At 61.3% G+C, this 24680-nt stretch carries 26 protein-coding genes and 2 pseudogenes; 11 read left to right on the top strand and 17 right to left on the bottom strand.

Features of this window, described 5'->3' with window-relative positions; translation table 11 throughout:
• Window positions 1-60: 60 nt before the first annotated feature.
• The 5 genes from PQR53_RS13925 to pxpB all read right to left on the bottom strand — a co-directional run bounded on the left by PQR53_RS13925 (window position 61) and on the right by pxpB (window position 4609).
• Window positions 61-1017: a DUF979 domain-containing protein gene (locus PQR53_RS13925; RefSeq protein ID WP_408454471.1), complete on the bottom strand. Its 957-nt coding sequence runs from the start codon at window positions 1015-1017 to the stop codon at window positions 61-63.
• Window positions 1014-1763 (bottom strand): DUF969 domain-containing protein, encoded by a 750-nt coding sequence (locus PQR53_RS13920; protein ID WP_408454468.1) that lies wholly within the window; start codon window positions 1761-1763, stop codon window positions 1014-1016. The genes PQR53_RS13925 and PQR53_RS13920 overlap by 4 nt, the downstream gene beginning before the upstream one ends.
• A 265-nt stretch (window positions 1764-2028) precedes the next feature.
• The gene (gene pxpA, locus PQR53_RS13915) at window positions 2029-2781 is read right to left on the bottom strand and encodes a 5-oxoprolinase subunit PxpA (protein WP_408454465.1); all 753 of its coding nucleotides are present in this window, start codon (window positions 2779-2781) and stop codon (window positions 2029-2031) included.
• Between the two features lie 125 nt (window positions 2782-2906).
• Window positions 2907-3959 carry a 5-oxoprolinase subunit C family protein gene (locus tag PQR53_RS13910; RefSeq protein ID WP_408454459.1) on the bottom strand — a complete coding sequence of 351 codons (1053 nt, stop codon included), beginning with the start codon at window positions 3957-3959 and terminating at the stop codon, window positions 2907-2909.
• On the bottom strand, window positions 3956-4609 hold the full coding sequence (gene pxpB, locus PQR53_RS13905) for a 5-oxoprolinase subunit PxpB (RefSeq protein ID WP_408454456.1): 654 nt from the start codon (window positions 4607-4609) through the stop codon (window positions 3956-3958). Before pxpB ends, PQR53_RS13910 begins: the two co-directional genes overlap by 4 nt.
• A 207-nt stretch (window positions 4610-4816) precedes the next feature.
• Here pxpB and PQR53_RS13900 point away from each other — a divergent pair, with 207 nt between their 5' ends.
• Window positions 4817-5329 carry a winged helix DNA-binding protein gene (locus PQR53_RS13900; RefSeq protein ID WP_179734916.1) on the top strand — a complete coding sequence of 171 codons (513 nt, stop codon included), beginning with the start codon at window positions 4817-4819 and terminating at the stop codon, window positions 5327-5329.
• A 121-nt stretch (window positions 5330-5450) separates the two neighbouring features.
• Here PQR53_RS13900 and PQR53_RS13895 read toward each other — a convergent pair whose 3' ends face one another.
• Window positions 5451-5993 carry a 5-formyltetrahydrofolate cyclo-ligase gene (locus PQR53_RS13895; protein WP_408454454.1) on the bottom strand — a complete coding sequence of 181 codons (543 nt, stop codon included), beginning with the start codon at window positions 5991-5993 and terminating at the stop codon, window positions 5451-5453.
• A gap of 77 nt (window positions 5994-6070) precedes the next feature.
• Here PQR53_RS13895 and PQR53_RS13890 point away from each other — a divergent pair, with 77 nt between their 5' ends.
• From PQR53_RS13890 to PQR53_RS13875, 4 genes are all read left to right on the top strand, one after another.
• Window positions 6071-8038 (top strand): lytic transglycosylase domain-containing protein, encoded by a 1968-nt coding sequence (locus PQR53_RS13890; RefSeq protein ID WP_408454451.1) that lies wholly within the window; start codon window positions 6071-6073, stop codon window positions 8036-8038.
• An 83-nt stretch (window positions 8039-8121) separates the two neighbouring features.
• Window positions 8122-9075, top strand: a complete 954-nt coding sequence (locus tag PQR53_RS13885; protein ID WP_408454449.1) for a complex I NDUFA9 subunit family protein — start codon at window positions 8122-8124, stop codon at window positions 9073-9075.
• 29 nt (window positions 9076-9104) lie between these two features.
• Window positions 9105-9758: a glutathione S-transferase family protein gene (locus tag PQR53_RS13880; protein WP_408454446.1), complete on the top strand. Its 654-nt coding sequence runs from the start codon at window positions 9105-9107 to the stop codon at window positions 9756-9758.
• Window positions 9755-10987, top strand: coding sequence for a multifunctional CCA addition/repair protein (locus PQR53_RS13875; RefSeq protein WP_408454443.1), 1233 nt, complete (start codon window positions 9755-9757; stop codon window positions 10985-10987). The genes PQR53_RS13880 and PQR53_RS13875 overlap by 4 nt, the downstream gene beginning before the upstream one ends.
• 998 nt (window positions 10988-11985) lie before the next feature.
• Here the strand turns inward: PQR53_RS13875 and PQR53_RS13870 are convergent.
• Both PQR53_RS13870 and PQR53_RS13865 read right to left on the bottom strand, forming a co-directional pair.
• Window positions 11986-12180 (bottom strand): DUF2905 domain-containing protein, encoded by a 195-nt coding sequence (locus tag PQR53_RS13870; protein WP_179734906.1) that lies wholly within the window; start codon window positions 12178-12180, stop codon window positions 11986-11988.
• Between the two features lie 22 nt (window positions 12181-12202).
• On the bottom strand, window positions 12203-13393 hold the full coding sequence (locus PQR53_RS13865; protein ID WP_408454440.1) for a class I SAM-dependent methyltransferase: 1191 nt from the start codon (window positions 13391-13393) through the stop codon (window positions 12203-12205).
• 13 nt (window positions 13394-13406) lie between these two features.
• On the opposite strand from PQR53_RS13865, the gene PQR53_RS13860 reads away from it, so the two are divergent.
• The 5 genes from PQR53_RS13860 to glmS all read left to right on the top strand — a co-directional run bounded on the left by PQR53_RS13860 (window position 13407) and on the right by glmS (window position 19112).
• Window positions 13407-14225 carry an SDR family oxidoreductase gene (locus PQR53_RS13860; protein ID WP_408454438.1) on the top strand — a complete coding sequence of 273 codons (819 nt, stop codon included), beginning with the start codon at window positions 13407-13409 and terminating at the stop codon, window positions 14223-14225.
• Between the two features lie 95 nt (window positions 14226-14320).
• A complete protein-coding gene (locus tag PQR53_RS13855; protein ID WP_074281934.1) occupies window positions 14321-14716 on the top strand; it encodes a dihydroneopterin aldolase in 396 nt (131 codons plus the stop codon).
• A gap of 3 nt (window positions 14717-14719) precedes the next feature.
• Entirely contained in the window at window positions 14720-15718 is a 999-nt protein-coding gene (gene ttcA, locus PQR53_RS13850) for a tRNA 2-thiocytidine(32) synthetase TtcA (protein WP_179734900.1), read from the top strand.
• Window positions 15719-15872: 154 nt separating this feature from the next.
• Window positions 15873-17234, top strand: coding sequence for a bifunctional UDP-N-acetylglucosamine diphosphorylase/glucosamine-1-phosphate N-acetyltransferase GlmU (glmU, locus tag PQR53_RS13845; RefSeq protein WP_408454434.1), 1362 nt, complete (start codon window positions 15873-15875; stop codon window positions 17232-17234).
• 60 nt (window positions 17235-17294) lie between these two features.
• On the top strand, window positions 17295-19112 hold the full coding sequence (gene glmS, locus PQR53_RS13840) for a glutamine--fructose-6-phosphate transaminase (isomerizing) (protein WP_408454431.1): 1818 nt from the start codon (window positions 17295-17297) through the stop codon (window positions 19110-19112).
• Window positions 19113-19143: 31 nt separating this feature from the next.
• On the opposite strand, the pseudogene PQR53_RS38945 reads toward glmS, so the two are convergent.
• Window positions 19144-19298 (bottom strand): annotated as a pseudogene (locus PQR53_RS38945) (SOS response-associated peptidase family protein); the annotation flags it as partial.
• A gap of 1300 nt (window positions 19299-20598) precedes the next feature.
• On the opposite strand from PQR53_RS38945, the gene PQR53_RS13835 reads away from it, so the two are divergent.
• Window positions 20599-20943 carry a hypothetical protein gene (locus PQR53_RS13835; RefSeq protein ID WP_408454429.1) on the top strand — a complete coding sequence of 115 codons (345 nt, stop codon included), beginning with the start codon at window positions 20599-20601 and terminating at the stop codon, window positions 20941-20943.
• Window positions 20944-20976: 33 nt separating this feature from the next.
• Here the strand turns inward: PQR53_RS13835 and PQR53_RS13830 are convergent, their stop codons facing one another.
• The 8 genes and pseudogenes from PQR53_RS13830 to PQR53_RS13795 form a co-directional block, all read right to left on the bottom strand.
• A complete protein-coding gene (locus tag PQR53_RS13830; protein WP_408454426.1) occupies window positions 20977-21258 on the bottom strand; it encodes a hypothetical protein in 282 nt (93 codons plus the stop codon).
• A 142-nt stretch (window positions 21259-21400) separates the two neighbouring features.
• On the bottom strand, window positions 21401-21739 hold the full coding sequence (locus PQR53_RS13825; RefSeq protein WP_408454424.1) for a hypothetical protein: 339 nt from the start codon (window positions 21737-21739) through the stop codon (window positions 21401-21403).
• Between the two features lie 133 nt (window positions 21740-21872).
• Window positions 21873-22880 carry a trans-3-hydroxy-L-proline dehydratase gene (gene lhpH, locus PQR53_RS13820; protein ID WP_408454957.1) on the bottom strand — a complete coding sequence of 336 codons (1008 nt, stop codon included), beginning with the start codon at window positions 22878-22880 and terminating at the stop codon, window positions 21873-21875.
• A 77-nt stretch (window positions 22881-22957) separates the two neighbouring features.
• Window positions 22958-23209, bottom strand: a pseudogene (locus PQR53_RS13815) (delta(1)-pyrroline-2-carboxylate reductase family protein); the annotation flags it as partial.
• Complete coding sequence (locus PQR53_RS13810) at window positions 23190-23471, bottom strand: LysR family transcriptional regulator (RefSeq protein ID WP_408454954.1); 282 nt, start codon at window positions 23469-23471, stop codon at window positions 23190-23192. The pseudogene PQR53_RS13815 and the gene PQR53_RS13810, both read right to left, overlap by 20 nt.
• A 136-nt stretch (window positions 23472-23607) precedes the next feature.
• A complete protein-coding gene (locus PQR53_RS13805; RefSeq protein ID WP_408454421.1) occupies window positions 23608-23775 on the bottom strand; it encodes a DUF2934 domain-containing protein in 168 nt (55 codons plus the stop codon).
• Window positions 23776-23907: 132 nt separating this feature from the next.
• On the bottom strand, window positions 23908-24267 hold the full coding sequence (locus tag PQR53_RS13800; RefSeq protein WP_408454419.1) for a superinfection immunity protein: 360 nt from the start codon (window positions 24265-24267) through the stop codon (window positions 23908-23910).
• A gap of 44 nt (window positions 24268-24311) precedes the next feature.
• Window positions 24312-24587 (bottom strand): hypothetical protein, encoded by a 276-nt coding sequence (locus PQR53_RS13795; protein ID WP_408454417.1) that lies wholly within the window; start codon window positions 24585-24587, stop codon window positions 24312-24314.
• Between the last annotated feature and the right edge of the window lie 93 nt (window positions 24588-24680).

Here is a 24680-nt window from a genome sequence, read left to right as displayed (position 1 = left end):
CAGCCCCCACAGTCAAACGTGTTGTCCGTCTATGTTTGCTGAAGCGGTGAGTCGAGATTCCTACAGAAACATCAGGAAATTCAACAGGAAGATGTTCACGACCAGCAAGGTCAGCGCGGTGGGCACCTGGACCTTGATCACCGCGTTCTTATCCGGCAGTTCGAGCAATGCAACCGGCACCATGTTGAAGTTCGCGGCCATCGGCGTCATCAGCGTGCCGCAGTAGCCGCAGAACATACCGATCGCGACCATCACCGCCGGATTGCCGTGAAACACGCCGACCAGAATCGGCACGCCGACGCCGCCGGTCATCACGGGGAACGCGGCGAAGCCGTTGCCCATCACCATCGTGAAGAGCGCCATGCCGATGCAATACACGGCCACCGCCACAAAGCGGTAGTCGAGACTGATGTACGCGGTGGTGACGTGAGCGACCGCCTTGCCGACGCCCGCGTCCGAGAACACGAGGCCGAGCATGCCGAGCATCTGCGGCAGCACCGCGGCCCACGACAACGCATCGACGAGGCGGCGTGCCTCTTTCATCGACTGGCCGACGGTATCGCGCGTCAGCACGCAGGCAATCGCGAGTGCGATCACGCAACCGATGCCGAAGCCGATCAGCGTCACGTTGGCTTTCTCGATCAACGGTGCGCCGCCGAAAACCAGGTAGCTCGCTAACAGTGTAGTGATCACGGTGACGACCGGAATCGTCAGCGCGGGCACGAACAGTTTATTGCCCAGACGCACGGCGCTTGCCTTGCGTGCTTCGAGCGACAGCAGCTTCGGCTTGGCCGCGGTCACGCCGCCGAAGCCCGCAATCAGCGCCATCACGATGACCAGCACGCCAACCACCGAAGCCGGGATTTTGTCGCCGATCAGGAAGATCAGCGCGTAAAGAATCCAGAAACCGCCGGCGGTGAAACGGCGCGGGTGCTCCTTGTCCGTGACGATCATGCCGCCGATGATGAGCAGCACCACGCCCAGCAGCCAGAACAGATAGGTAATCGTGAGCGTCATGCTTTATCTCCCGCGGCGGGTTGCGTCGGCGACACGGAGGCGGTGTTCGCAGTGGCATTGCCGCGCAGTTCGCGCTCGAGCCTGCGGTCGAGCAGATACAGGCGGAAGCCGTGAACGAGGAACGCGCAAATCGCGGTGGGGATACCCCAGACGGCCACGTGGATCGGTTCGACGATGATGCCGGCTTCCTTGAGGAAGGTCGTCATCAGCACGATGGCGCCGAACGCGACGAAGATGTCTTCACCGAAGAACAGACCGACGTTGTCGGTTGCCGCAGAGAAGGCGCGCAGCTTGAAACGCACCGCGTCGCTGATTTTGCCGAAACGCGTTTCAGTCGCGCCTTCGGCCATCGGCGCGATCAGCGGACGCACCATCTGCGGATGACCACCGAGACCGGTCAGGCCGACAGCCGCGGTCAACTCGCGCACCAGCAGATAGACGATCAGCAAACGCCCCGCGGTCGCGGCCTTGATGCCGCCGATCCACGCTTGCGCGCGCTCGCGCAGACCATGCCTTTCCAACAGACCGATCACGGCCAACGGCAGCAGAATGATCAACGGAATATTGCGGGTCTTGATGAAGCCGGTGCCGATTTCAGCGAGGATCTTTTCCGGCGGGAAGTGCGCGGCCAGACCGGTGATGATCGCGGCAACCGCCACGATCAGCATCGGATTGAAGCGTAATAAAAAGCCGACGATGATGACGGCCACGCCAATGAGCGGCCATAGACTGACTGTTGTCTGCATCTGGATCTCCAAACAGGGTTGCAACCTTGCCGCTTATGGCGGCTAACGTGGGCCGGCGCGAGCGAGCCCGCGCCGTCTTGCTGTCACGGCTCTAGCTGGCCGCGTTGCTTCGACTACAACTACAACTGCAACTGCTTCTTCTTGTAACCGCGGGTACGGCAATCCATCCTGTACCTGGCAAACGCCACGCCCCGCATGGAGCGGGGCGTGGGGGGCTGGCAACGACTGAATCGTTCTGGCTGGCTCGCGTTGGTCGACGCGCGGATCAGACGCGCGCGGCGCCGGCCGCGTGAACTTCAATGCCGGCATCCTGTAGCGCGCCGCGAATACGTCGTGCGAACGCCAGCGCGTGCGGGCCGTCGCCGTGCAGGCAGATGGTTTGCGCATTGAGCGGTACCCATTGACCATCGACTGCCTGGACGCGGCGCTCGCGCACCATAGCGAGCGTGCGTTCCAGCACCACGTCTTCGTCATCGAGTAGCGCACCCGGCTCCTTGCGCGGCACCAGCGAGCCATCGGCCCGATAGCCGCGGTCGGCGAATACTTCTTCGACGGCAGTCAGGCCCGCTTCGCGAGCCGCCGTCACGAGTCCGCTATTGGCGAGCGCGAACACCGCCACCGAGGGGTCGAAATCATGGACCGCCGAGACGATTGCTTCGGCGATTTTCGCGTCGCGCGCAGCCTGGTTGTAGAGCGCGCCGTGCGGCTTGACGTGCGCGATGCGCCCGCCCTCCGCCTGAGCGATCGCCGACAGTGCGCCGAGCTGATAGAGCACGCCTGCGTAAATGTCGCTGGCGGGCAAGTCCATTTCCTTGCGGCCGAAATTTTCCGGATCGTTAAAGCTCGGATGCGCGCCGATCGACACGCCTTTCTGCACCGCCCAGCGCACGCAATCGCGCATGGCGTTGGCGCCGCCCGCATGCCAGCCGCACGCAATGTTTGCCGAGCTGACGAGATCGAGCAGCGCCTCGTCGGAGCCGCAGCCTTCGCCGAGGTCGGCGTTCAAATCGATTTCCATAGTGTTCCTCTACGCTCAAGAAAGCGCCGGACCGCCCCAAGTTTTCCGCTCCGCAGGAGGTCCCTTGGGAGCGCGCCCACTCGGGGGGCCTGGTGCGAAGCGCCTGGTTTGGAGGCGCTCGTTAATTACTGCGCTGCGACCGCCAACTGGCGCGCGCAGCGTTCTTCATGCATGGCGATCGCGGCGTCGATCTGCCGCAAATACGTGCGTTCTTCCAGCAAGGCCTGACGCGCCTCATAGGGCGTTGTCGGGATGAAGCGGATGGCGGCATTCAGGCGAACCTGCGCGAGCTTCCACATGTCGGCCTGAATCACAGCGCCGATCTTTGGATAGCCGCCGGTGGTTTGCCCATCGCTCATCAGCACGATCGGCTGGCCGTTCGGCGGCACCTGAATCGTGCCGGGCAACACCGCGTGCGACAGCAGGTCACTTTTCTGGGTGCGCTTCAGTTCAGCGCCGGAAAGCCGGTAGCCCATGCGGTTGCTGTTTGGCGTGACCAGCCACTCATCGGACCAGAACGATTCGTGCGCTGCGTCAGTGAAACTGCCGTATTCAGGGCCTTGCAACACGCGGATCGGCACGGCCCACGGTACGCCGGACGGATGCCGGCCGCGCCGCAGCGGCTCGTGAACCAGCACGAACTTGCACCAGGCGGGCGCCTTCACGCCGAACTCCGGCGCTTCGGGGGTAAAGCCCAAGTGGCCGCGTTGCGGCGGCGCGCCGACCGGCAAACGGTCGCCGTCGCGCAGCGCGCGGCCGCCGAGTCCGCCGAACTGGCCGGCGAGATCGGTGCTGCGCGAGCCGAGCATCGGCAACACGTCGATGCCGCCCGCGATGCACACATAGCCGCGCATGCCGCGTTTGGCCGCGTTCAGCACCAGTTCCTGACCTGCCTGCACCGGCAGGCTCCACCATGAATAGACCGGCTTGCCGTCGAGCGTCGCGCCGAATTCGGTGCCGGTGATGGCCACGCGTGTGGCGCGCAGAAAGCGCAGCACGGTTGGGCCGAAGGTAATTTCGAGGCCGGCCGCATCGGGCCGGTTGCCGACCAGCCGGTTGCCGACTTCGAGCGACAGACGGTCGAGCGCGCCACCCATCGCGACGCCGAGGTGGCGGTAGCCGTGGCGGCCGAGATCCTGAATCGTGGTCAGCAGACCCGCGCGAATCACATCGATCATGCGTGTATCCCCGCGACGGTAAAACGCACCCGGTCGCCCGGTTGCAACAGCGTGGGCGGGCGGCGCGCCGGATCGAACAGCGGCAGCTCGGTGCGGCCGATCAACTGCCAGCCACCGGGCGAGGTCGCTGGATAAATGCCGGTCTGCTCACCGCCGATGCCGACCGAGCCGGCCGGCACTTCGAGCCGCGGCGTTGAACGGCGCGGCGTGTGCAGCGTCTGGTCAAGCCCACCCATATAGGCAAAGCCCGGCTGGAAGCCGAGGAAAAACACCACATATTCGCCGCCTGCATGACGTTGCACGACTTCGCGCACGCTCAGGCCGGTGTGATTGGCGACCACTTGCAGGTCCGGGCCGAATTCGCCGCCGTACTGCACGGGGATTTCGACTTCACGGCCGAGTGCGGGCACCTCGCTCGACGCGCTCCAGGCCGCTTGCAACTGGCTCTCCAGCGCTTCGCGGTCGGCTTCGAGCGGATCGAATACGAGCGTCAGATTGTTCATGCCCGGCACGACTTCCAGCACATGCGGCCAGTCGCGCGCGGCCTCGGCCGCGGCCCACACGCGCCGCTGGCAATCCAGCGTGGCAGGCGGCGGCGCCTCACAGACGAGCGCGGCGTCGCCGAGCGGAAAGATTCTTGGTTGGCTCATCGGTTACGGGCCCAGGTCAAGTCGGAAGTGTCGAGCATATCGAACCCTATGGATATTTATCGGCATAGCGTGCACGATGCTTGAAGCGTACATTATCAATAAAATATCAACAATTTATCAATAAGCGTTTTCGCCAGGCTCCCCGGAAGGGGCCGCTCGTCGTACACTCCCGACACCTTCCTAACCTGTTTCCCGAGAATTTTCCCCATGTCGCGCCATCCCACCAAGATCGTCTCCTCGGAACACCTCGTGTCTGACACAAGCGCGGAACTGTCCGAGCTGGAGTACGCGCTCATCATGGCGGGCAACGCGTTCAACCGATGGATGGTGCGCTGCATGTCGGCGGCCGGCGAAAAGGACATGACCGCCATCGAAGTCTCGCTGCTGCACCACGTCAGCCATCGCGAGCGGCGCAAGAAGCTGGCGGACATCTGCTTCGTGCTGAACATCGAAGACACGCACGTCGCCACCTACGCGTTGAAGAAGCTCGTAGCTAGAGGGTATGTAAAAAGCGAAAAGACCGGCAAGGAAGTGTTCTTCTCGGCGACCGATGCGGGCCGTGCGCTCTGTCTGAAGTATCGCGAGGTGCGCGAGAGCTGCCTGATCTCGACGCTGAAGGAAAGCGGCCTGACCAACGAGCAGATCGGCGAGGCGGCGCAACTGATGCGCAACGCGTCCGGACTGTATGACACGGCCGCGCGGGCGGCGGCGTCTTTATAGCGGGTCGTCGCTGGGTGCCCGGTCACATCCGGGCGGCAACTGAGCTGCAACTGAACCGCAATCGGGTCGCAACCACAGCCGCGGCCGCGGCGCGCGCGACGCTCACCGAGCGCCCGATTGCTTATTGCGCCGCTCGCGGATAGAGGCCGGCTTCCGTCACGATCAGATCGAGCGGGATGTCGTGGACCTCGCGCTGCAACGCGTCCGTGCGGCACGCTTCATAGGCGATGCCGACCGTGAGCGGTTTCTGCGCAGCTGGCCACGCAGCCAGCGTGCGGTCGTAATACCCCCCGCCGTAGCCAAGCCGGAAGCCGTCGGCGTCGAAACCGACGCACGGCACGAACAACAGGGCGGGTACCATCACGCGCCCTGAGGTGGGCTCAGCGATCTTGTGATGACCGATCTTCATCGGCGTATCCGGCGCCCATGCGTGGAATTCGAGCGGCACGCCGCGTTCCTTGATGATCGGCAAACTCGCCTCGCGTTGCGTGTCGGCGGCAAGCCAGATCGCGATCGTGGCGCGTGCGTCGAATTCGCCCGCCAGCGGCCAATAGAACCCGACGCTGCTCACGCCGTAGTGCTTCAACGCATCGAGCATGCGACGCTTGAGCGCAGCGTTGTGCGCCGGCTCGGAAGCCGCTTGTAGCCTTGTTTCCAATAGCATTCGACGCAGTGCCTTTTTCGATTCCGCGCCGGGGTTGCATGCTATGCTTGGGTTCAATTCGCGCTCCAGAAACAACGATGTCAAAACGCCTCTATCGAGTATATCGCGCGGCCGGTCTGGCGCTTGCCGCCGCGGCACTCGTCGCATGCAGCACGGCCTCCGCCGTCAAGCCCATTCCTCTTTCGCAACTCACGAACGACGACCAGACCTTCATCCAGCTTCGCGAGGCCGCCCGCAATAACGACGCGGGGCGCGCCGCGCAACTGGCGAGCATGATCCCGAACTACCCGGCGCCGTCGTATCTCGAGTACTTCCAGATCAAGCCGCAGTTGTTCGATTCCAGCGGCCACGCGCGCATCGACGCGCCGGACGCGCCGGTGCTGGCATTCCTGCAGAAGTACGACGGCCAGGCGATCGCCGACCGTCTGCGCAACGACTACCTCACCGTACTCGGCGCGCGTCACGACTGGCGCAATTTCGATCAGCAATACGCGCGCTTCGTGCTGAACGACGATACGCAGGTGAAGTGCTACGCGCTCGAATCGCGCGCCGCGCGCGGCGAAAATGTCGCCGACGCGGCGCGTGCGCTGCTGATCGATCCGAAGTGGTACGGCGACGGCTGCGTCGATCTGATCACTTCGCTGGCGGTCAACCAGCAATTCAGTTCGGACGACGTCTGGCAACAGATCCGTCTCGCGTACGAGCAGAACTACACCAGCACCGGCAGCAAGCTGGTCGATGCACTCAGCAACCAGCCGCCCGATCCGGTGCTGTTCGGCCAGGCCACGAGCACGCCGCCGTTGTTGCTGGCGCGCGGCGTCGGTCCGGATACGCAGTCGCACCAACTCGCGTTGCTTGCGATCACGCGCATGGCGCGCAACGATCCGGCCATGGCCGCGGCCACATTCGCCTCGGTGGCGCCGTCGTTGAGTTCGCCCGAGCGCGCCATCGGCTGGGGCACGATTGCCTATCAGGCCGCCGCCAAGCAGATGCCGGGCGCGGTCGACTGGTACCGGCTGTCGGTGAATGCCCCGCTGTCGAACCCCGCGTACGAATGGCGCACCCGCACCGCGCTGCTCGCGGGCGACTGGACGATGGTGCGCTGGTCGATCGAACAGATGCCGGCGGTGCTGCGCAATCAGCCGTCGTGGGTGTACTGGCATGCGCGTGCATTGAAACAAGCGGGCGACACGACCACGGCCAACCAGGAATTCGAATCGATCTCGCAGGGCTTCAACTTCTACGGCCAACTGGCTGCGGAAGAACTCGGCCAGAAGATCACCGTGCCGCCTAAAACGATGGTGAGCGACGCCGAAGTTCAACAGGCCGGCAACACGCCGGGCTTCGATCTGGCGCAGCGTTTCTACGCGCTGAATCTGCGGCTCGAGGGCAATCGCGAATGGAACTGGCCGCTGCGCACCATGAGCGACCGGCAACTGCTCGCCGCCGCGGAATACGCGCGCCGTATCCAGTTGTATGACCGCACTGTCAACACGGCGGACCGCACGAAGAGCGAGCACGATTTCTCGTTGCGTTACCTGTCGCCATTCAAGGACATCGTCGAACGCGACGCGCAGTCGAATGGGCTGGATGTGGAATGGGCGTACGGGCTGATTCGCCAGGAGTCGCGCTTCATCATGAACGCCCGTTCGGAAGTCGGGGCGAGCGGTTTGATGCAGTTGATGCCGGGCACCGCGCAACTGGTGGCGAAAAAGATCGGCCTAGGCCCGATTTCGCGCGAGCAGATGAACGACATCAACACCAACATCCTGCTGGGCACGAACTACCTGTCGATGATCTACAATCAGTTCGACGGGTCCGCCGTGCTGGCCACCGCCGGCTATAACGCCGGTCCCGGCCGCCCGCGCAACTGGCGGCAGCAGTTGCAACATCCGGTAGAAGGCGCGATCTTTGCCGAGGCGATTCCATTCCAGGAAACGCGCGACTACGTTAAGAATGTGTTGTCCAACACGGTCTACTACGCGGCATTGTTCGAAGGCCGTCCGCAATCGCTGAAGGCGCGTCTGGGTTATATCGCGCCGTAAGCGCCGTGCCGCCGCCGCGTCACTTCTGACGCGGCGGTGCGCCACGCCAGCCGTTGCCGCGGCTTCCACCAGGGAGTCGAAAAATGCGACATCAAGCCATTGCGGTCATCGGCGGGTCCGGTTTTATCGGCAGCCATCTCGTCAACGCCCTTGTTGAAATGGGCAAAGACGTGCGCATCGCCACCCGGCGGCGTTACAACGCCCGCCATCTCACCCTGCTACCCATCGACGTGATCGAAACCGACGTGTTCGATCCGGTGCAACTCGCGCGTTTTGTCGAAGGCGCCGATTGCGTGATCAACCTCGTGGCCACGCTGCATGGCAAGCGCGGCAAGCCCTACGGCCCGGAGTTCGCGCGCATGCACGTCGAATTGCCGACCAGAATCGTGGCGGCTTGCGAAGGCAAGGGTGTGCATCGGTTGATTCATATCAGTGCGCTCGGTGCCGATTCGAACGGTCCGAGCATGTATTCGCGCTCGAAGGGTGACGGCGAAAAAGCCGTGCATGCTGCGAATCTGGCGTGGACAGTTTTCCGGCCATCCGTGGTGTTCGGTCCCGAAGATCAGCTGCTCAACAAGTTCGCGTTCCTGCAGCGGATGTTCCCGGTGATCCCGCTTGCCATGCCGGACGCGAAATTCCAGCCGGTGTACGTAGGCGATGTAGCGAAAGCGATCTGCAACGTACTCGATCTCGATGCCGCTAGCGGTCATACCTATGAACTGGGCGGCCCGACCGTCTATACACTCGAAGACCTCGTCACGTATTGTGGCGATGTGATTGGCCGGCATGCGCGGATCGTTCGCCTGCCGGAAGCACTGGCGCGCCTGCAGGCGCTGACGTTCGAAATGGCGCCCGGCGAACCGGTGATCTCGCGCGACAATCTCGATTCGATGAAAGTCGACAACGTGCTGAGCGGGCCGCTCGCGCCTGAACTCGGCATCGAGCCCGCCAGCATCGAAACGATCGCGCCCGTGTACCTGACCGGCGCGTCGACGCGTTCGCGCTTCGACACGTTTCGCGCCAGCGCGGGGCGCTGAACCTTTTTATCCTTCCTCCTATACGAAGCATGAAGCTGCTTATCGGTGACAAGAACTATTCGTCATGGTCGATGCGTCCGTGGCTGCTGTTCAAACATTTCGGCATTCCCTTTGAGGAAGTGCTGATCCACTTGCGTGAGCCCGGCACGAAGGCCGCGATTCTGTCTCACGCGCCCACGAGCGCGGGCAAGATGCCGACTCTGGTTGCCGACGACGGGCTTGTCGTGTGGGATTCACTCGCGATTGCCGAGACGCTGGCTGAGCGCTTCCCGCAGCATGCGCTGTGGCCACGCGATCCTGTGGCGCGCGGGCTCGCGCGCAGCGTCAGCGCCGAGATGCATTCGGGTTTTGGTGCGTTGCGTTCGAACATGTGGATGAATATTCGCGCGTCGTTTCCAGGCAAGAACGCGACGCCGGAGGCGCTGGACGATATTGCGCGCATCGACGCGATCTGGCGCAAGTGCCTGGATACATACGGTGGCCCTTTCCTGTTCGGCGCGTTCGGCATTGCCGACGCGATGTACGCGCCGGTAGTGATGCGCTGCAACACGTGGCAGCCGGCGTTGTCCGAGGCGGCCGCGGCTTATGTTCGTCGCGTGACGGCTGCGCCTGCGGTGAAGGCATGGATCGACGACGCGCTGCGTGAAACGCACAGACTTCCTGAACAAGACGTATGCCCATGAATATCTACGCGGTAGGCGGGGCGATTCGCGACGAGCTATTGGGCGTGCCGGTGCAGGACCGTGACTACGTGGTGGTTGGCGCGACGCCCGAGCAGATGGTGGCGCAGGGCTATCGGCCGGTGGGCAAGGACTTCCCCGTGTTCCTGCATCCGCAGACGCACGAGGAGTACGCACTCGCGCGCACGGAGCGCAAGACGGCGGCCGGCTATCACGGTTTCCAGTTCTTCTACGCACCGGACGTGACGCTCGAAGAGGATCTCGCTCGCCGCGACCTGACGATCAACGCGATGGCGCGCGAGATGCGTCCGGACGGCGAGCTGACCGGCCCGGTGATCGACCCGTTTAACGGCCAGGGCGATTTGCAGGCGCGGCTGTTTCGTCACGTCAGCGATGCGTTTCTCGAGGACCCTGTGCGGATATTGCGGATTGCACGGTTCGCGGCGCGCTTCGTCGATTTCACGGTTGCGCCGGAGACGATGGCGCTGATGCGCAAGATGGTGGCCGACGGCGAGGTGAATGCGCTGGTGGCCGAGCGCGTGTGGCAGGAAGTATCACGCGGGTTGATGGAGAAGAAGCCGTCCCGGATGTTCGAGGTGCTGCGGGAATGCGGTGCGTTGGCGCGGATTCTGCCGGAGATCGACGCGTTGTTCGGCGTGCCGCAGCGGGCTGACTATCACCCCGAGGTGGATACGGGCGTGCATGTGATGATGGTGATCGACCATGCTGCGCAGCAGGGGTATGCGTTGCCGGTGCGGTTTGCTGCGTTGACGCACGACTTGGGCAAGGCGACGACACCGGACGATATCTTGCCGCGGCACATCGGGCATGAGGGGCGCAGCGTGGATTTGCTGAAGCCTTTATGCGAGCGGTTGCGGGTACCGAATGATTGTCGCGATCTGGCATTACTGGTGGCGCGGGAGCATGGAAATATTCATCGCGTGATGGAGATGGGGGCTGCCGCGTTGGTGAGGCTGCTCGAGCGCAGCGATGCGATTCGGAAACCTGCGCGGTTTGCTGAAGCCTTGCAGGCTTGCGAGGCGGATGCGCGTGGGCGGCTAGGGTTTGAGATGCGGGAGTATCCGCAGGCCGAGCGGCTGCGGGTTGCGCTGGTTGCCGCGCGGGGCGTGGATGCGGGTGCTGTGGCTAAGAGGCTCGCTGACTCGCCTGGGGGGATTAAGGATGCTGTGCACCTGGAGCGCGTTCGCGCTGTTGAAGGGGTGATTTCTTAAATATGGGTTTTTGGCTGCGCGATGCTTGTTGGTTGTTTGCCTGCGGCGTTGGGCTTTTCTTGATCTGGTTGGCTGCGCGGCGATTGGTTGTCTGTCTGCCTATGGCGTTGGCCTTTCCTTGAATTGATATTGGTGTATTAGCGTCGCCCCTGTGCGGGGCGGGCACTTACTTTCTTTGCCGCCGCAAAGAAAGATAAGCAAAGAAAGCGGCTCACACCGCTAGTTCTTAAGCGGGTCCCCCGCACAGTCTCGGTAGTGGTGCATCTGGAATCTGGGTTCTCGCACATTTGGCGTCAGTGACCAGGCAGTCATACTTCCCGCCTCGCACCGCGTGCTCGCCGGAAGGGATGATCATGTAAACCAGTGGCTCTGTCTGGACGCAGTGCGGGCCATCGGCTTCGCCTCGGCGAAGTGCCGAATGATCTGAAAATGAATTGAATGAGCGAATTAGTCGGATTAGCCGAATTAACTAAATTAACTGAATGACTCGAATGCCGAACGACCCGAATGCGAATGCGAATGCCGAATGCCGAATGCCGAATGCCGAATGCCGAATGCCGAATGCCGAATGCCGAATGCCGAATGAGCCGAATGAGCCGAATGAGCCGAGTGAGCCGAGTGAGCCGAGAGCCAAATGAGCCAATGAATCGATTAAGCTGATGAGCGTGAATGGAGCGCGAGCGCGAAACGTAGCAATTGGTGTTGAGAAATGCGTTTCGGCGCGCGGAGCGCCGCCGGAAGTATGACGGCTGTGTCACTGACGCGGAATGTGCGAGAGCACGGATTCCAGATGGACCACTACTGCAACTGTGCGGGGGACCCGCTTAAGAATTAGCGGTTTGAGCGGCTTTCTTTGCTTATCTTTCTTTGCCGCGGCAAAGAAAGTAAGTGCCGCCCCGCACAGGGGCAACACTAATAGACCAATAAAAAATCAAGGAAAGGCCAACGCCACAGGCAAACAGCCAACAACCACCGCCAAAGGCAAAAAAACCCAACTTTCACAAAACCCTGGCAACAATCGACAACACCATAGAAAGCACAAGCGTCGACATAAACGGAAACGGATACTCGCGCCCAAAGAGTCGCAACGTCACATCACCAGGCATCCGCCCAATCCCAATCTTCCGAAGCCACGGCCAGCAGGCCGACAACACCGCCACCGCAACAAACGTAGTTAACAGCCAGCGGATCATCGCAAATCCCCAACGCAAGAAATCACAACGTATGTGACCGGTCGCCACTGGAAAACGCTTGCAGCGTGTCATCCAGCCCGCGCGAAAACGCGATCACCTTGAATAGCTCACCCATCTCCGCCTCCGACAACAACTTCTGCACCGCATTTGCCGCAGGCAAAAACTTCATCGTGTCCGAAGGATCGAGCGCCGATAACGCCTCAGTAATCCCCGCATTCAACAAGAACCGCGCCTGCGATGTGAACCCCAACAAATCCGCGCCAGCCTCAACCCCAGCTTCGGCGATGCCGGTAAATTCCACGTGCGCGGTAATGTCCTGCAAGCCCGGATAAACAAACGGATCGCCATGCGCCCGATGCCGGTAATGACACATCAACGTACCCTGTGCGCGCTGCTCATGGTAGTACTCGTGACGCGGAAAACCATAATCGATAAAGAATGCCGCACCGCGCGTGAGCATCGTGCAGATGGTCCGGGTGAACGCCCGACCGGCGTCGTGCGTCTCGGTCACGTAGTCGTCGCCGCCAGTTTCTATCTCGGCCAGAAACGCAATGTCCGCTACGGCCGACACCGGACGGTCGTCGAACGCAAAGGCCTCATCGCGCCACACCACGCCGCGCTCATGCCAGGCGCCGCCGGTAAAAGCAAAGAGCCGCACGGGCATCGCGTCCAACACCTCGTTGCCGATCACCACGCCCTCGAAACGCTCCGGTAACGCGTCCAGCCAGCGCACCTTCGCGGCCAGCGTCGGCGCAGCGGCTTCGATCGTCTCGCGCTGGCGCTCACGCAATTCACCCGACAAATCCACGATCGAGTAACTATCGAATTCGACGCCCAGCGCGTCGAGCGCATTCAGCAATCCGGCAGCCAGTTTGCCCGTGCCGGCGCCGAATTCCATGACGTCGCGCGTACCGCTCGCCTGCAAGGCTTCGGCAAGCGGGCGCGCCAGCGTCGTGGCGAATAGCGGTGACATTTCCGGCGCCGTCACGAAGTCGCTGCCGTCGTCGCCGCGCAGGCCGAATTTGCGGGCGCCGCCGCTGTAATAGCCGAGTCCCGGCGCGTACAGCGCGCGCTCCATATAGCGGTCGAACGGCAGCCAGCCGCCGGCCACGTCGAGCTCCGAGCGGATCTGTGCGACCAGCGCTTCGGACTGCGCAAGCGCGCTCGGGCCGGGAGCAGGTAAACTGTCGGGTTGGTGAGCTTTCGGATTCATCCCCGCATTGTAAATGACCGTCTCTCTGGATACCGCCGCCGCCCGCGCGCCTGAAACGCCGCGCATCGTGCTGATTACCGGCGCCGCCCGCCGTATTGGGCGCGCGCTCGCGCTCGGCTTTGCCGCGCGGGGTTGGGACGTCGCGGTCCATTACGGGGCGTCGCGGGCCGAAGCGGATGAGCTGGTCGCGGAAATCGTCGCCTTGGGCCGCCGGGCGGTGGCTTTGCACGCGGAATTGGGCGACGAAGCCCAGGTCGAGCAGTTATTGCCCGCCTGTACCGCCGCGCTGGGTCGTCCGGCCTGTATCGTCAACAACGCGTCGCGCTTCGAAGAAGACACCGCGCACAACGTCGGTTACGACCTGCTGCTAAAGCTGACCGCGATGAATCTCGGCGCGCCGCTCGTATTGGCGCGTATGCTGTTCGAGGCCACGCCGGAGGCCGCGCGCACCGACGAGAGCCAGCGCGGCGTCGTCATCAACGTGCTGGATCAGAAGCTGTACAACATGAATCCGGATTACCTGTCGTACACGCTGTCGAAAGCAGCGTTGCAGACAGCGACGGTTGCATTGGCGCAGGCGTTGGCGCCAAAAGTGCGCGTGGTAGGCCTCGCGCCCGGTCTGACAATGCAATCCGGCGATCAAACGCCGGCGGGTTTTGATGAAGCTCACCGTGCCACGCCTTTGGGCCGCGCCTCGCGGCCGGAGGATATCGTCGCCGCCGCGCTGTATCTCGCCGATGCAGCGGGCGTCACCGGAACGACGCTGGTGGTCGACGGCGGGCAGCACCTGGTGCCGCTGCCGCGCGACGTGATGTTTTTGACGGGCGCCTGAACAGCGCGCGCCTGTTGCCGGGTCGAACCGGCAACCGCCCGTGCGCTGAAGCGTCCCCTTGCGTGCCCCGCACGCTTTTTTCGACTGGAACGAACATGTTTGCCGCTCTTTCGCATCCCCGGCTCGCCGATTGCCGCCGGCTCTTTCTGCGCAATTACGAAGTGCACATCAACATTGGCGTGCACGACTTCGAAAAGCGTGGCGAACAGCGCGTCGTGATCAACGTCGAACTGTTCGTGCCGCTCGCGCTGTCCACGCCGGTTCAGGACAAATTGAATGAAGTCGTCGATTACGACTTCATGCGCTCGACCATCGCGCGTCGCGTCGAACAAGGTCATATTCACTTGCAGGAAACGCTCTGCGACGACCTCGTCAAGGCATTGCTCGCGCATCCACAGGTGCGTGCCGTGTGTGTGTCGACCGAAAAGCCGGACGTTTATCCTGACTGCGACGCGGTGGGCGTCGAAGTCTTCCGCATCAAAGAGGATTGAGCCATGAATGCTCAGGAAACCCTGAACGGCGGCGCGGCCCCCGAAGCGGCCCAGGCCGCGCACGCCTCAGCGGTCAAAGCGCCGCTCACGCGCCGCGAGCAGAAAGAAGCCTACGAGAACAACAAGCTGTTCAAGCGGCTTGCGCGTCAGGTCGGTGAGGCGATCGGCGACTTCAACATGATCGAGGAAGGCGACAAGGTGATGGTCTGCCTGTCGGGCGGCAAAGACAGCTACGCAATGCTCGAAATCCTGATGCGGTTGCGCGAACGCGCGCCGATCAACTTCGACATCGTCGCGGTGAATCTCGACCAGAAACAGCCGGGCTTTCCGGAGCACGTACTGCCCGAGTACCTGAAGCAACTCGACATTCCGTTTCACATCGAGAATCAGGATACCTACAGCATCGTCAAGCGGTTGGTGCCTGAAGGCAAGACCACCTGCTCGCTGTGCTCGCGGCTGCGTCGCGGCATTCTGTATCGTGTCGCGGGCGAGCTCGGCGCGACCAAGATCGCGCTCGGCCATCATCGCGACGACATCCTGCAAACGTTGCTGCTGAACATGTTCTACGGCGGCAAGCTGAAGGGCATGCCACCCAAGCTGCAATCGGACGACGGCAAGAACATCGTGATCCGCCCGCTCGCCTACGTGAAGGAAACCGATCTGGAGAAGTACGCGGAGCTGCGCGAATTCCCGATCATTCCGTGCAACTTGTGCGGCAGCCAGCCGAACCTGAAACGTGCGGAGATGAAGGCGCTGATCCGCGATTGGGAGAAGCGCTTCCCGGGTCGCATCGAGAACATGTTCAATGCGTTGTCGAACATCGTGCCGTCGCACCTGATGGACCATAAGCTGTTTCCGTTCGCCGGTTTGCGCGCAACGGGCGAGGCCGATCCACAAGGCGATATCGCCTTCGACGAAGAGCCGTGTTCGACCGATACCGGCGACGGTGCGCTGCTCAGCGCCTCGAAGACGATCTCGATCGTCCAGTTCGACGATATGTGAGAGTCTCAGAGACAGGCGGGAAACCCACGGGAAACGTGCGGGAAATGTGGGATTTCGGCATTTCCGCCCACTGCGAGGGCCGCGCGAGCGGCCTTTGTCGTCATAGGCTGCATGATAGAATCGTCGCCTCCAAACTTGTCTATTTGCCGACGCCATGAACATCGTGATTTTGGCGGCAGGCACCGGCAAGCGCATGCGGTCCGCGCTTCCCAAGGTGCTCCATCCTCTGGCTGGCCGGCCGCTCCTCGCTCATGTCATCGACACTGCCCGCACGCTCAAGCCCACGCGGCTCGTCGTGGTGGTCGGACATGGTGCTGACGCCGTGCGTCAAGCGGTAGCGGCGCCAGACGTTCAGTTCGCCGCGCAGGAGCAACAACTCGGCACGGGCCACGCGGTGCAACAGGCGCTGCCGCTGCTCGATCCGTCCGAACCCACGCTCGTGCTGTACGGCGATGTGCCGCTCACACGTGCCAGCACGCTGCGGGCGCTGACCGATCGCGCGGGCCAAGGCGGCTACGGCGTTCTCACTGTCACGCTCAACGACCCCAGCGGCTATGGCCGCATCGTGCGCGATCAGCACGGCAAGGTGTCGCGAATCGTCGAACAGAAAGACGCAACGCCCGAGCAGCTCAAGATCGCCGAGATCAACACCGGCATCATCGTCGCGCCGACCGAGCGCCTTGGCGGCTGGCTCGCGGCGTTGAAGAACGACAACGCGCAAGGCGAGTTTTACCTGACCGACGCGGTCGAGATGGCGATCGAAGCAGGGCTCGAAGTCGTCACCACGCAGCCGGACGAAGAGTGGGAAACGCTCGGCGTGAATAGCAAGCAGCAGCTTGCCGAACTCGAACGGATCTACCAGCACAACGTCGCCGAGGCGCTGCTGACGGCCGGCGTCACCCTTGCCGATCCGGCTCGCCTCGATGTGCGCGGCACACTCGAATGCGGCCGCGATGTCTCGATCGACGTGAACTGTGTGTTCGAGGGCCGCGTCAGCCTGGCCGACAACGTGACGGTCGGCCCGAACTGCGTGATCCGCAACGCGACGATCGGTGCCGGTACGCGCGTCGACGCTTTCACGCACATCGAAGGCGCCGAGGTCGGCGCGAAAGTCGTGCTCGGCCCCTATGCACGGCTGCGTCAAGGTGCGTCATTGCAGGACGAGTCGCACGTCGGCAACTTCGTCGAGGTGAAAAACGCGGTGCTCGGTCATGGCTCGAAGGCGAATCATTTGACGTATATCGGCGACGCGGATATCGGTGCGCGTGTGAATATCGGCGCGGGTACCATCACCTGTAACTACGATGGCGCGAACAAATCCCGCACGATCATCGAAGACGACGTGTTCGTCGGTTCGGACACACAGCTCGTTGCGCCCGTGCGCGTGAAGCGTGGCGTGACGATCGCCGCGGGTACGACGGTCTGGAAGGATGTCGAAGAAGACATGCTGGTTCTGAACGAGAAGACTCAAACAAGCAAGCCGGGCTATGTACGCCCGACCAAGAAGAAAAGTTGATGGGCGTGACGCGCGCGCGAAGTGCGCTCCCTGAAACCCAGCACTGAAAAGGAATAAGCCATGTGTGGGATTGTCGGCGCAGTTGCGCAACGTAATATCGTTCCTATCCTGATCGAAGGACTGCGTCGTCTCGAATATCGCGGCTACGACTCGTGCGGCGTCGCGGTACTCGGTAACGACGGGCCGCGCCGTGCTCGCAGCGTCGCGCGCGTCGCGGATCTGGACGAGCAGGTGCGTGAGAGTCATCTCGAAGGCATCACGGGCATTGCGCATACGCGCTGGGCGACGCACGGCGCGCCGGTGACCGACAACGCGCACCCGATCTTCTCGAGAGATGAGCTCGCGTTGGTACACAACGGCATCATCGAGAACTATGAGTCACTGCGTGAAATGTTGCGAGGCAAGGGTTACACGTTTGTCTCGCAGACCGATACAGAGGTTATCGCGCATCTGATTCACAGCCTGTATCGCGGCGACCTGTTCGCGGCGGTGCGTGAAGCCGTTGCGCAATTGCACGGCGCGTACGCGATCGCGGTGTTGCACAAGGATCAGCCGCATACGGTGGTCGGCGCGCGGCAAGGCTCGCCGCTGGTGGTGGGACTCGGCAACGGCGAGAACTTCCTTGCTTCGGATGCGCTGGCGCTTGCCGGCAGTACCGAGCGCTTCATCTTCCTTGAAGAAGGCGACGTTTGTGAACTGTCGCTCGAAAGCGTGCGTATCGCCGATCGTGACGGTAACGAAGCGCAGCGCGAGGTGCGCCAGGTCGCGGCATATGGCGGCGCGGTCGAACTCGGCCCGTATCGTCACTTCATGCAGAAGGAAATCTTCGAGCAGCCGCGCGCGATTACCGACACGATCCCGCAAACCGATTCGTTCGACGCGTCGATATTTGGCGAAGGCGCCGACAAGGTGTTCGCGGATATCGACAACCTGCTGATTCTGGCATGTGGCACGAGCTACTACTCAGGTCTGACCGCGAAGTACTGGCTCGAGTCGATTGCGAAGATCCCGACCCAGGTGGAAATTGCCAGCGAGTATCGCTACCGTGAGTCGGTGCCGAATCCGAAGTCGCTGGTGGTGGTGATTTCGCAGTCGGGCGAAACCGCCGACACGCTGGCGGCGCTCAAGCATGCGCAGTCTCTGGGGCACAAGCATACGCTGGCGGTGTGCAACGTCGGCACGAGCGCGATGGTGCGCCAGACGGAATTGTCGTTCCTGACACATGCGGGTCGCGAGATCGGCGTGGCGTCGACCAAGGCATTCACGACGCAACTGGTTGCCCTGTTCGTGCTGGCCGCGACGCTTGGGAAGCTGCGTGGGCAGGTGAGCGCGGAGCAGGAAGCCGGGTATCTGAAGCAACTACGCCACTTGCCGGCGGCGTTGAATAGCGTGCTGGCGCTGGAGCCGCAGATCATTGCGTGGTCGGAAGAGTTTTCGCGCAAAGAGCATGCGTTGTTCCTCGGTCGCGGCTTGCATTACCCGATCGCGCTCGAGGGTGCGTTGAAGCTCAAGGAGATCTCCTATATTCACGCGGAAGCGTATCCGGCAGGCGAGTTGAAGCATGGGCCACTGGCGCTCGTGACTGAAGCGATGCCGGTGGTGACGGTGGCGCCGAATGACGCGCTGCTGGAGAAGCTGAAGTCGAATATTCAGGAAGTGCGCGCGCGCGGCGGTGAGCTCTATGTGTTCGCGGACGCGGATACGAAGATCGTGAATGATGAAGGGCTGCATGTGATCCGGATGCCGGAGCACTATGGCTTGTTGTCACCGATTCTGCACGTCGTACCGCTGCAACTGCTGGCGTATCACACGGCTTGTGCGCGTGGAACGGATGTCGATAAGCCGCGGAATCTGGCGAAGTCTGTGACGGTGGAGTGAGGCGGGCGTAGCGATCGGTGGTAGCCAATCGCTATGCTGCAAGTCTGTGCTCGTAGTACGGCGGGTCTCTGTCATCAAGTATCGCGTACATCGCCTCCAGGTCCGACACATCCGGGTTGAGCCAAGCGTCTATATTTTAGGCTCGATAGCAACGATGCAGCGGTCGAGACCAGCCGCTGCGACCTCTTGCCAACACTTGCTTCAAAAAAACCGCCCCAACGTAGCACAGGATTAGCACTGCGATGACAACGACAACGGTTTTAAGTCTCATTGGTTGTTGAATCAAGGAAGTTCCAGCGCAGATGCAAGCTCATTGTGCCCCAAACGTCGGAGTCCCAACCCTGATACGTCCCATAGTGGCGCTGGTGTCATCGCTCCGCTTGCCAACTGCATTACTCTGCTCCCGCGATAGGTAATAGAAAATCGACTTCATGCGCGCTATCCGGAGACACCAACTCAGGCAGATTTGCCGGAGATTTCGCGGCAAATAGCGCCTGAGGGAAATGTGCTTCGCGTCGATTCCCATAACATGGCTGTGTAGGTCGCCCGTTGATGGAATCGCTCGTCGCGAACCTTGCGTCCCACCTGGCCTGCATGCGTCCCCGAAATCGCAATTCCACGCTGCACGCACAGAATGGATGTCGGGAGCTATCCGCCACCATCGGTAACTTACAGCCGTACCACATGGCCCGCCAGGTAGGGACGGCCGCCACGTTCACCCCGCTGGAGCGACGACTAGTGACCTGACCTAGCCCCGCGCTTCGCGTACGTGTTGGCTTTAGACGCAACATACAAGCTGAAACGTTCGTCTGAACCCAACACCGGGTCGTCCTTTCGCCCGCTCATGCCGGGCATCAACAAGGCAGGCAGCCCGGCACGAATGGCAGCACAGAAACTACTCTCTCCGTCGGCACGGTCGTTGCAACTAGGGCTGCGCCAACGGGAGGTCGTCATCATGAGCGTCTTGCAGGATTTCGTTAATTCCATTCCAACGCGTGTGTCTTCACTTGTCGCCGTCGCTGCTATCTGTGTTGCGGTGGGCTGCGGGACTGGCATCGCAGCATTCGCTGGCTTATTGCCCGCCTCAGGTAATGTAGCCGCCGCAGTAACTGTGACACCGTTAATTGACATGCAAGTTGACTCCTATCCCTTTGCAAACCCTCACGTTGACTGACCAGGAGTTCCTGAGTGGCCGAGAGGACGGAAAGCTCGTTGCGGGGGAGCGAGAATTGCTCCTGCCGAGTGCCGGCACCGATCGGCTCACGCTCGTTATCATCCTCCATGCTGTCGAACGGCAACACCAGTCTCATGCGCGACATGACGAAACGGGCCGCGCTCCCTTGAGACGCGATTCTTGAGCTAATCTGTCGCCTGTCGCCAGCGATGTGGTTGCAATTAAAAAAGGGCCAATTACAACTACATTGATTCGCGCGTTCTCGCCCACATGTGTTGGGTTTGCTTAACCGCAGCGGGCAGGCCGATAGACATGACCAAACCTGAATTTAAAGAGCACGAAAGTGCGCGTCCCGATTTGCTATGTTTCCTGGTGGCGATTGCCGCTGCGTCGTACGCACTGACGAATGAATGGCGAGTCGACCACGTTGTTGGGTGCTGCCGCCAATGGCTAGAGAAAAATGAACTAAAGATGGACTGGCTGGACAGGGTTCGTATCGGCCAACTTGCTCTGAAGATTGCCAGGAAGGACTTGCTCGAGGCTGGCGTCGCAGTCCGACTGTCTAGCGTGAATGCGCTCTTCACCAGCGAAATGGAACTCAACGGGTCAAGCACCATGGTCCAGCGGATGATGGCGCTTTGCCACGACGCGCTCTGACCACATAGCGACTTCGGCTCCCAGCAACTCATTTCATACCGCGGGCAACAACGACCGAGCCTGCTTGAGAAGCTCATGCGCGGCGGCAAACTCATCGCGGCCGGCCATTGTCAGGGCAGCGTGGCCTGTGCTCGCGAAGAGCTCGTCATTGGAGGTTGCAACGACGTTCAAGCTGAGACCCGGGTGGTCGTACCGGCGAAAGAACTCGAGCATCTGGAGCGCATCGAATCGTGAATCCAGCGGACCAGCCTTGGCAAGAATCTCGGCTGCCGCTGCCAGTTGCCGCGTGCTCAGGAGGAATTCAGAGCGGTCCATGACACTATGGCTCCATAGGACATCATCGCCGATTGTTGGCGAGTTGATCGCGAGTCTTTCCAACGTTGCCAACGGCGGTGGCCCGGCGGGCGGGACTGCACTCTCGAGCTGACGCCTCACATGCCGCCCCAAACCTATTCCCTTAGGTCAAAGAGAATACGACCGCGGCATCTTCGTCCAGGTGCGCAAAGCTGCGAAAGAATCGGTACGTTCTGCCTTCGACTTCAATCAGGTTCGCCCCCGCCCGCGTCACGTCCTGTATGTCGTTAGCAATCGACGCTGTAATCGTTCCGCGCCGCTTCAAATCCTCCCGTGGCCCCGCTGCGTCGCCTATATAGATGGTCGCAGTATCGCTTGTGTGACGCATGACAATCAGGCTGGCGCCTGCATCGAGCGACAGCTCAAGATATTCGGCCAGAACCCGCAGTGCCTCCGAAGGAGGTGCGTGCTGGCCGGTATTCGCCCCGGATGCGTTTGTCATGCCTATCTCCGTCGCGTTGAATGCTGTCCACAGAGAGTTTATCTGACCTTTTCGCCGCCGGCGGCTTTGCTGGCCACAACTGGCTCGCCTATTGTGTATCCATCCTGGTCGAAGCAATCACTACTTCGCTGCTCTATCGAACGAGGAACCCGTATGTCAACGGATCTCGTTCATCCACTATCCAGTTGGCGAAGCCGCAGACGAATGCATTGCCTTCAACTTCGGGGATGACAGCCTTAAAGTCACCCACGGTCGTTTCACTCAACACACGTCCCTTGAACACCGTGCCGATGATGGACTCGTTCACCAACGTCTCACCTTTTCTCAGTTCCCCACGTAGATAGAGTTGAGCGACCCGGCCACCCGTGCCCGAGCCTGTCGGCGACCGGTCGACCTCACGGTCGGCGAATACACAACAATTCGCTTGCGTCGAGCTCGTGTGCCGAGGCGAGTTTGCAATGATGGTCCCGTAGATATGGTTGATTTCGGGTATATGAGGATGTTCGACAGGGAACGCCTTGTTGGCAGCGGCCTTAACCTCCGCGCCGAAACGGATGAGTTCCTCTACCGACGATTCGCGCACTTCGAGCCCGTGAGGCTGACCGTCGGTATAGAAATAGAATGCACCGCCGAACGCGATGTCGCCTGTCACCGGACCGAAGGATGGCGTCTCAACCGTAACGTCTTTCTTCCAGATGAAGGACGGCACGTTGACGAAGCGAACATTGCCCGCGTGCTCGCCGTCCCATTCAACGAACGCTTCGATGAAGCCACACGGTGCATCGATACCGATGCGTGTCTCCGGTACCTGACGTTGCACCCAGCCCAGTTCGACCGCTGCTGTGGAAAGCGCGATGACCCCGTGCCCGCAGTGGTCGCTATAGCCTTCGTTGTGCATGAAGATGATGCCGAAATCCGCGTTCGCACTAACCGGTTCCGTCAGGTAACCACCGTACATATCCGCGTGACCGCGAGGCTCAAACATCAGGGCCGTGCGAATTTCGTCTGCGTTCTCCTTCAGCCAAGCGCGCCGCTGGACGATCGTTTCGCCTGGAAGACGCGGCAGACCGCTTGTAACGATGCGGAACGCTTCACCGCCGGTGTGGACTTCAACAGTCGAAATGGTGCGTGTCATTTTCATATTTGCTTCGATGAAATCGGTGAGCACATTGCTGCTATCCGCCATTCGGAACCGCGAGCGACCAGGTGGACGCCTCCGGCAAGCGAATGAACTGAGGTCCAATCGACCTTGGCCTGGATCAGGTCGGCCGCTTCATGCTTTGCGCCAACCGGGTCGTCGACGACCAAAGAATTTCCGTCCACAGTTTCCTTGCTGATTTCGGCGGCGTCGGCTGTGAAAGCGCCGACACCGACGACGAGACGCCCAGGTCGCGCCGGTTGCGTGTAGACCGGAGACTTGCTGGTTGTCAACGTGACGACGACGTCAATGCTATCGGGAATCATGCTTCCGGATGTGTGTTCCGGGAACCTCGCGGTTGCGCAGATAGAAAATGCCCACGTCGTACTCAGCTGGCGAGACGGCTCCAAAATGGTCCCGCACGATGATGCGCAGGTCCCACATCGGGATTTGCATCGCGAGTTGAGATATCTGGCGGCTTACAGCGCTGGTCGACAGATGCAGTTCCCGTCCCGCGCGAGTTAAGCTCAAATAACGGGCGCTCGCGTCGAATGCCTGTAGACATGCGAGTGGAGGCAACGGAGAGAGAGCCATGGCGCGCGGGGGCCTATCCAGGTTGTAGTAGAGCAACAGGATAGCCCATCGACATCGGCCAATGGCTTCCAGAACACTCACGGCCGGGCAGCCGTCACCTGGATAGTTACGCGGAACCTCCGCTGGGGAGGTCTACTCACACCGGGCTGGTATCTGACTCCAACTCTGCCAGCGAGCCGTTTGCGCCTAGCTGCTGCCGTGCTTTTCCCCAATACTCCTGGGAACGTCCGTCGGGACTTCCGTCCTTCTCCCAAAGATAAAACGCGAGCGTTTGAATTTGCTCTTCGGTAACTGGCACATCCATTTTCAATCTCCAGCAAAACGCATCGGATGGTCTGAAACTCTCTCCATCGTCAACAGTTCGAATGAAGGGCTCTGTACGGTCCCATTCCCTCAAATGTCACGGCCTACGCTCAACTCTGGTCCGTGAACACACTTAAACTTTGTGCCGGTGGCGGTTGCTTAGATCAATACGCGCGACGATTGGCACCAGCCGACGGTTCAACACAGGAATTGCACCCGCGCGACCTTCCACTCGGGCAACAAGTGCATCAATCGTCACCTTTGCGACCTTGCGTTGCGCCCGCCTCGTGAAGTGCTTCAGACTGTGCTTGCCCACCGGATGTCGAGCCCACAACAGCGCTGCGAACCAACCGACGACCGTCCAGCCGAGCAGGATATTCACCATGGTCACAGCGAAGGCGTCTTCGCGCTCCCTCGCGTCCGCAATCATTGCGGGAGTCAGATACAGGATCACCGCTCCCACTTCCACAGCAGCTTCGAAAATCTTCAACATTTTGATTACCTCTTTGCAGCCGCGGTCAGCAAACAGTTCTTCGATTAGTGGCCGTTGTACACACGGCCAACAGACTCGGCCGGCTCACGACTGCCAGACTCAGAGGTTGAAGCCACCACGCCACCATACGAGTCATTGACAGAGCCAACTGCATCATTGCGTTCAGCCGCGACGGTTTGAGCACTTTGGCCTCGCTGTGACGCAGGAGCGCCCACCGAAGGCCGGTAAGAAGGCGCCGGACCATAACCGCTGGCAAACGCAGGTGAAGCGATGGCAGTGGTAGCAGCAATGAGTAAGGCCGCAACAAGTTTGGTTTTCATGATGCAATCTCCAGCAGGATTCGAGGAACGCCGCGAGTCCGGTGGGACGCACGCCGCTGACAAACTCAGTTTAGACGTGGCCTATCTTTTTTC

Origin of the sequence: Paraburkholderia fungorum, from assembly GCF_046027605.1 — a bacterium.
In the GTDB taxonomy this organism is placed as follows: Bacteria; Pseudomonadota; Gammaproteobacteria; order Burkholderiales; family Burkholderiaceae; genus Paraburkholderia; species Paraburkholderia fungorum_F.
The sequence above is the reverse complement of the archived record's forward strand: the minus strand, read 5'-3'. Positions and strand labels throughout refer to the sequence as shown.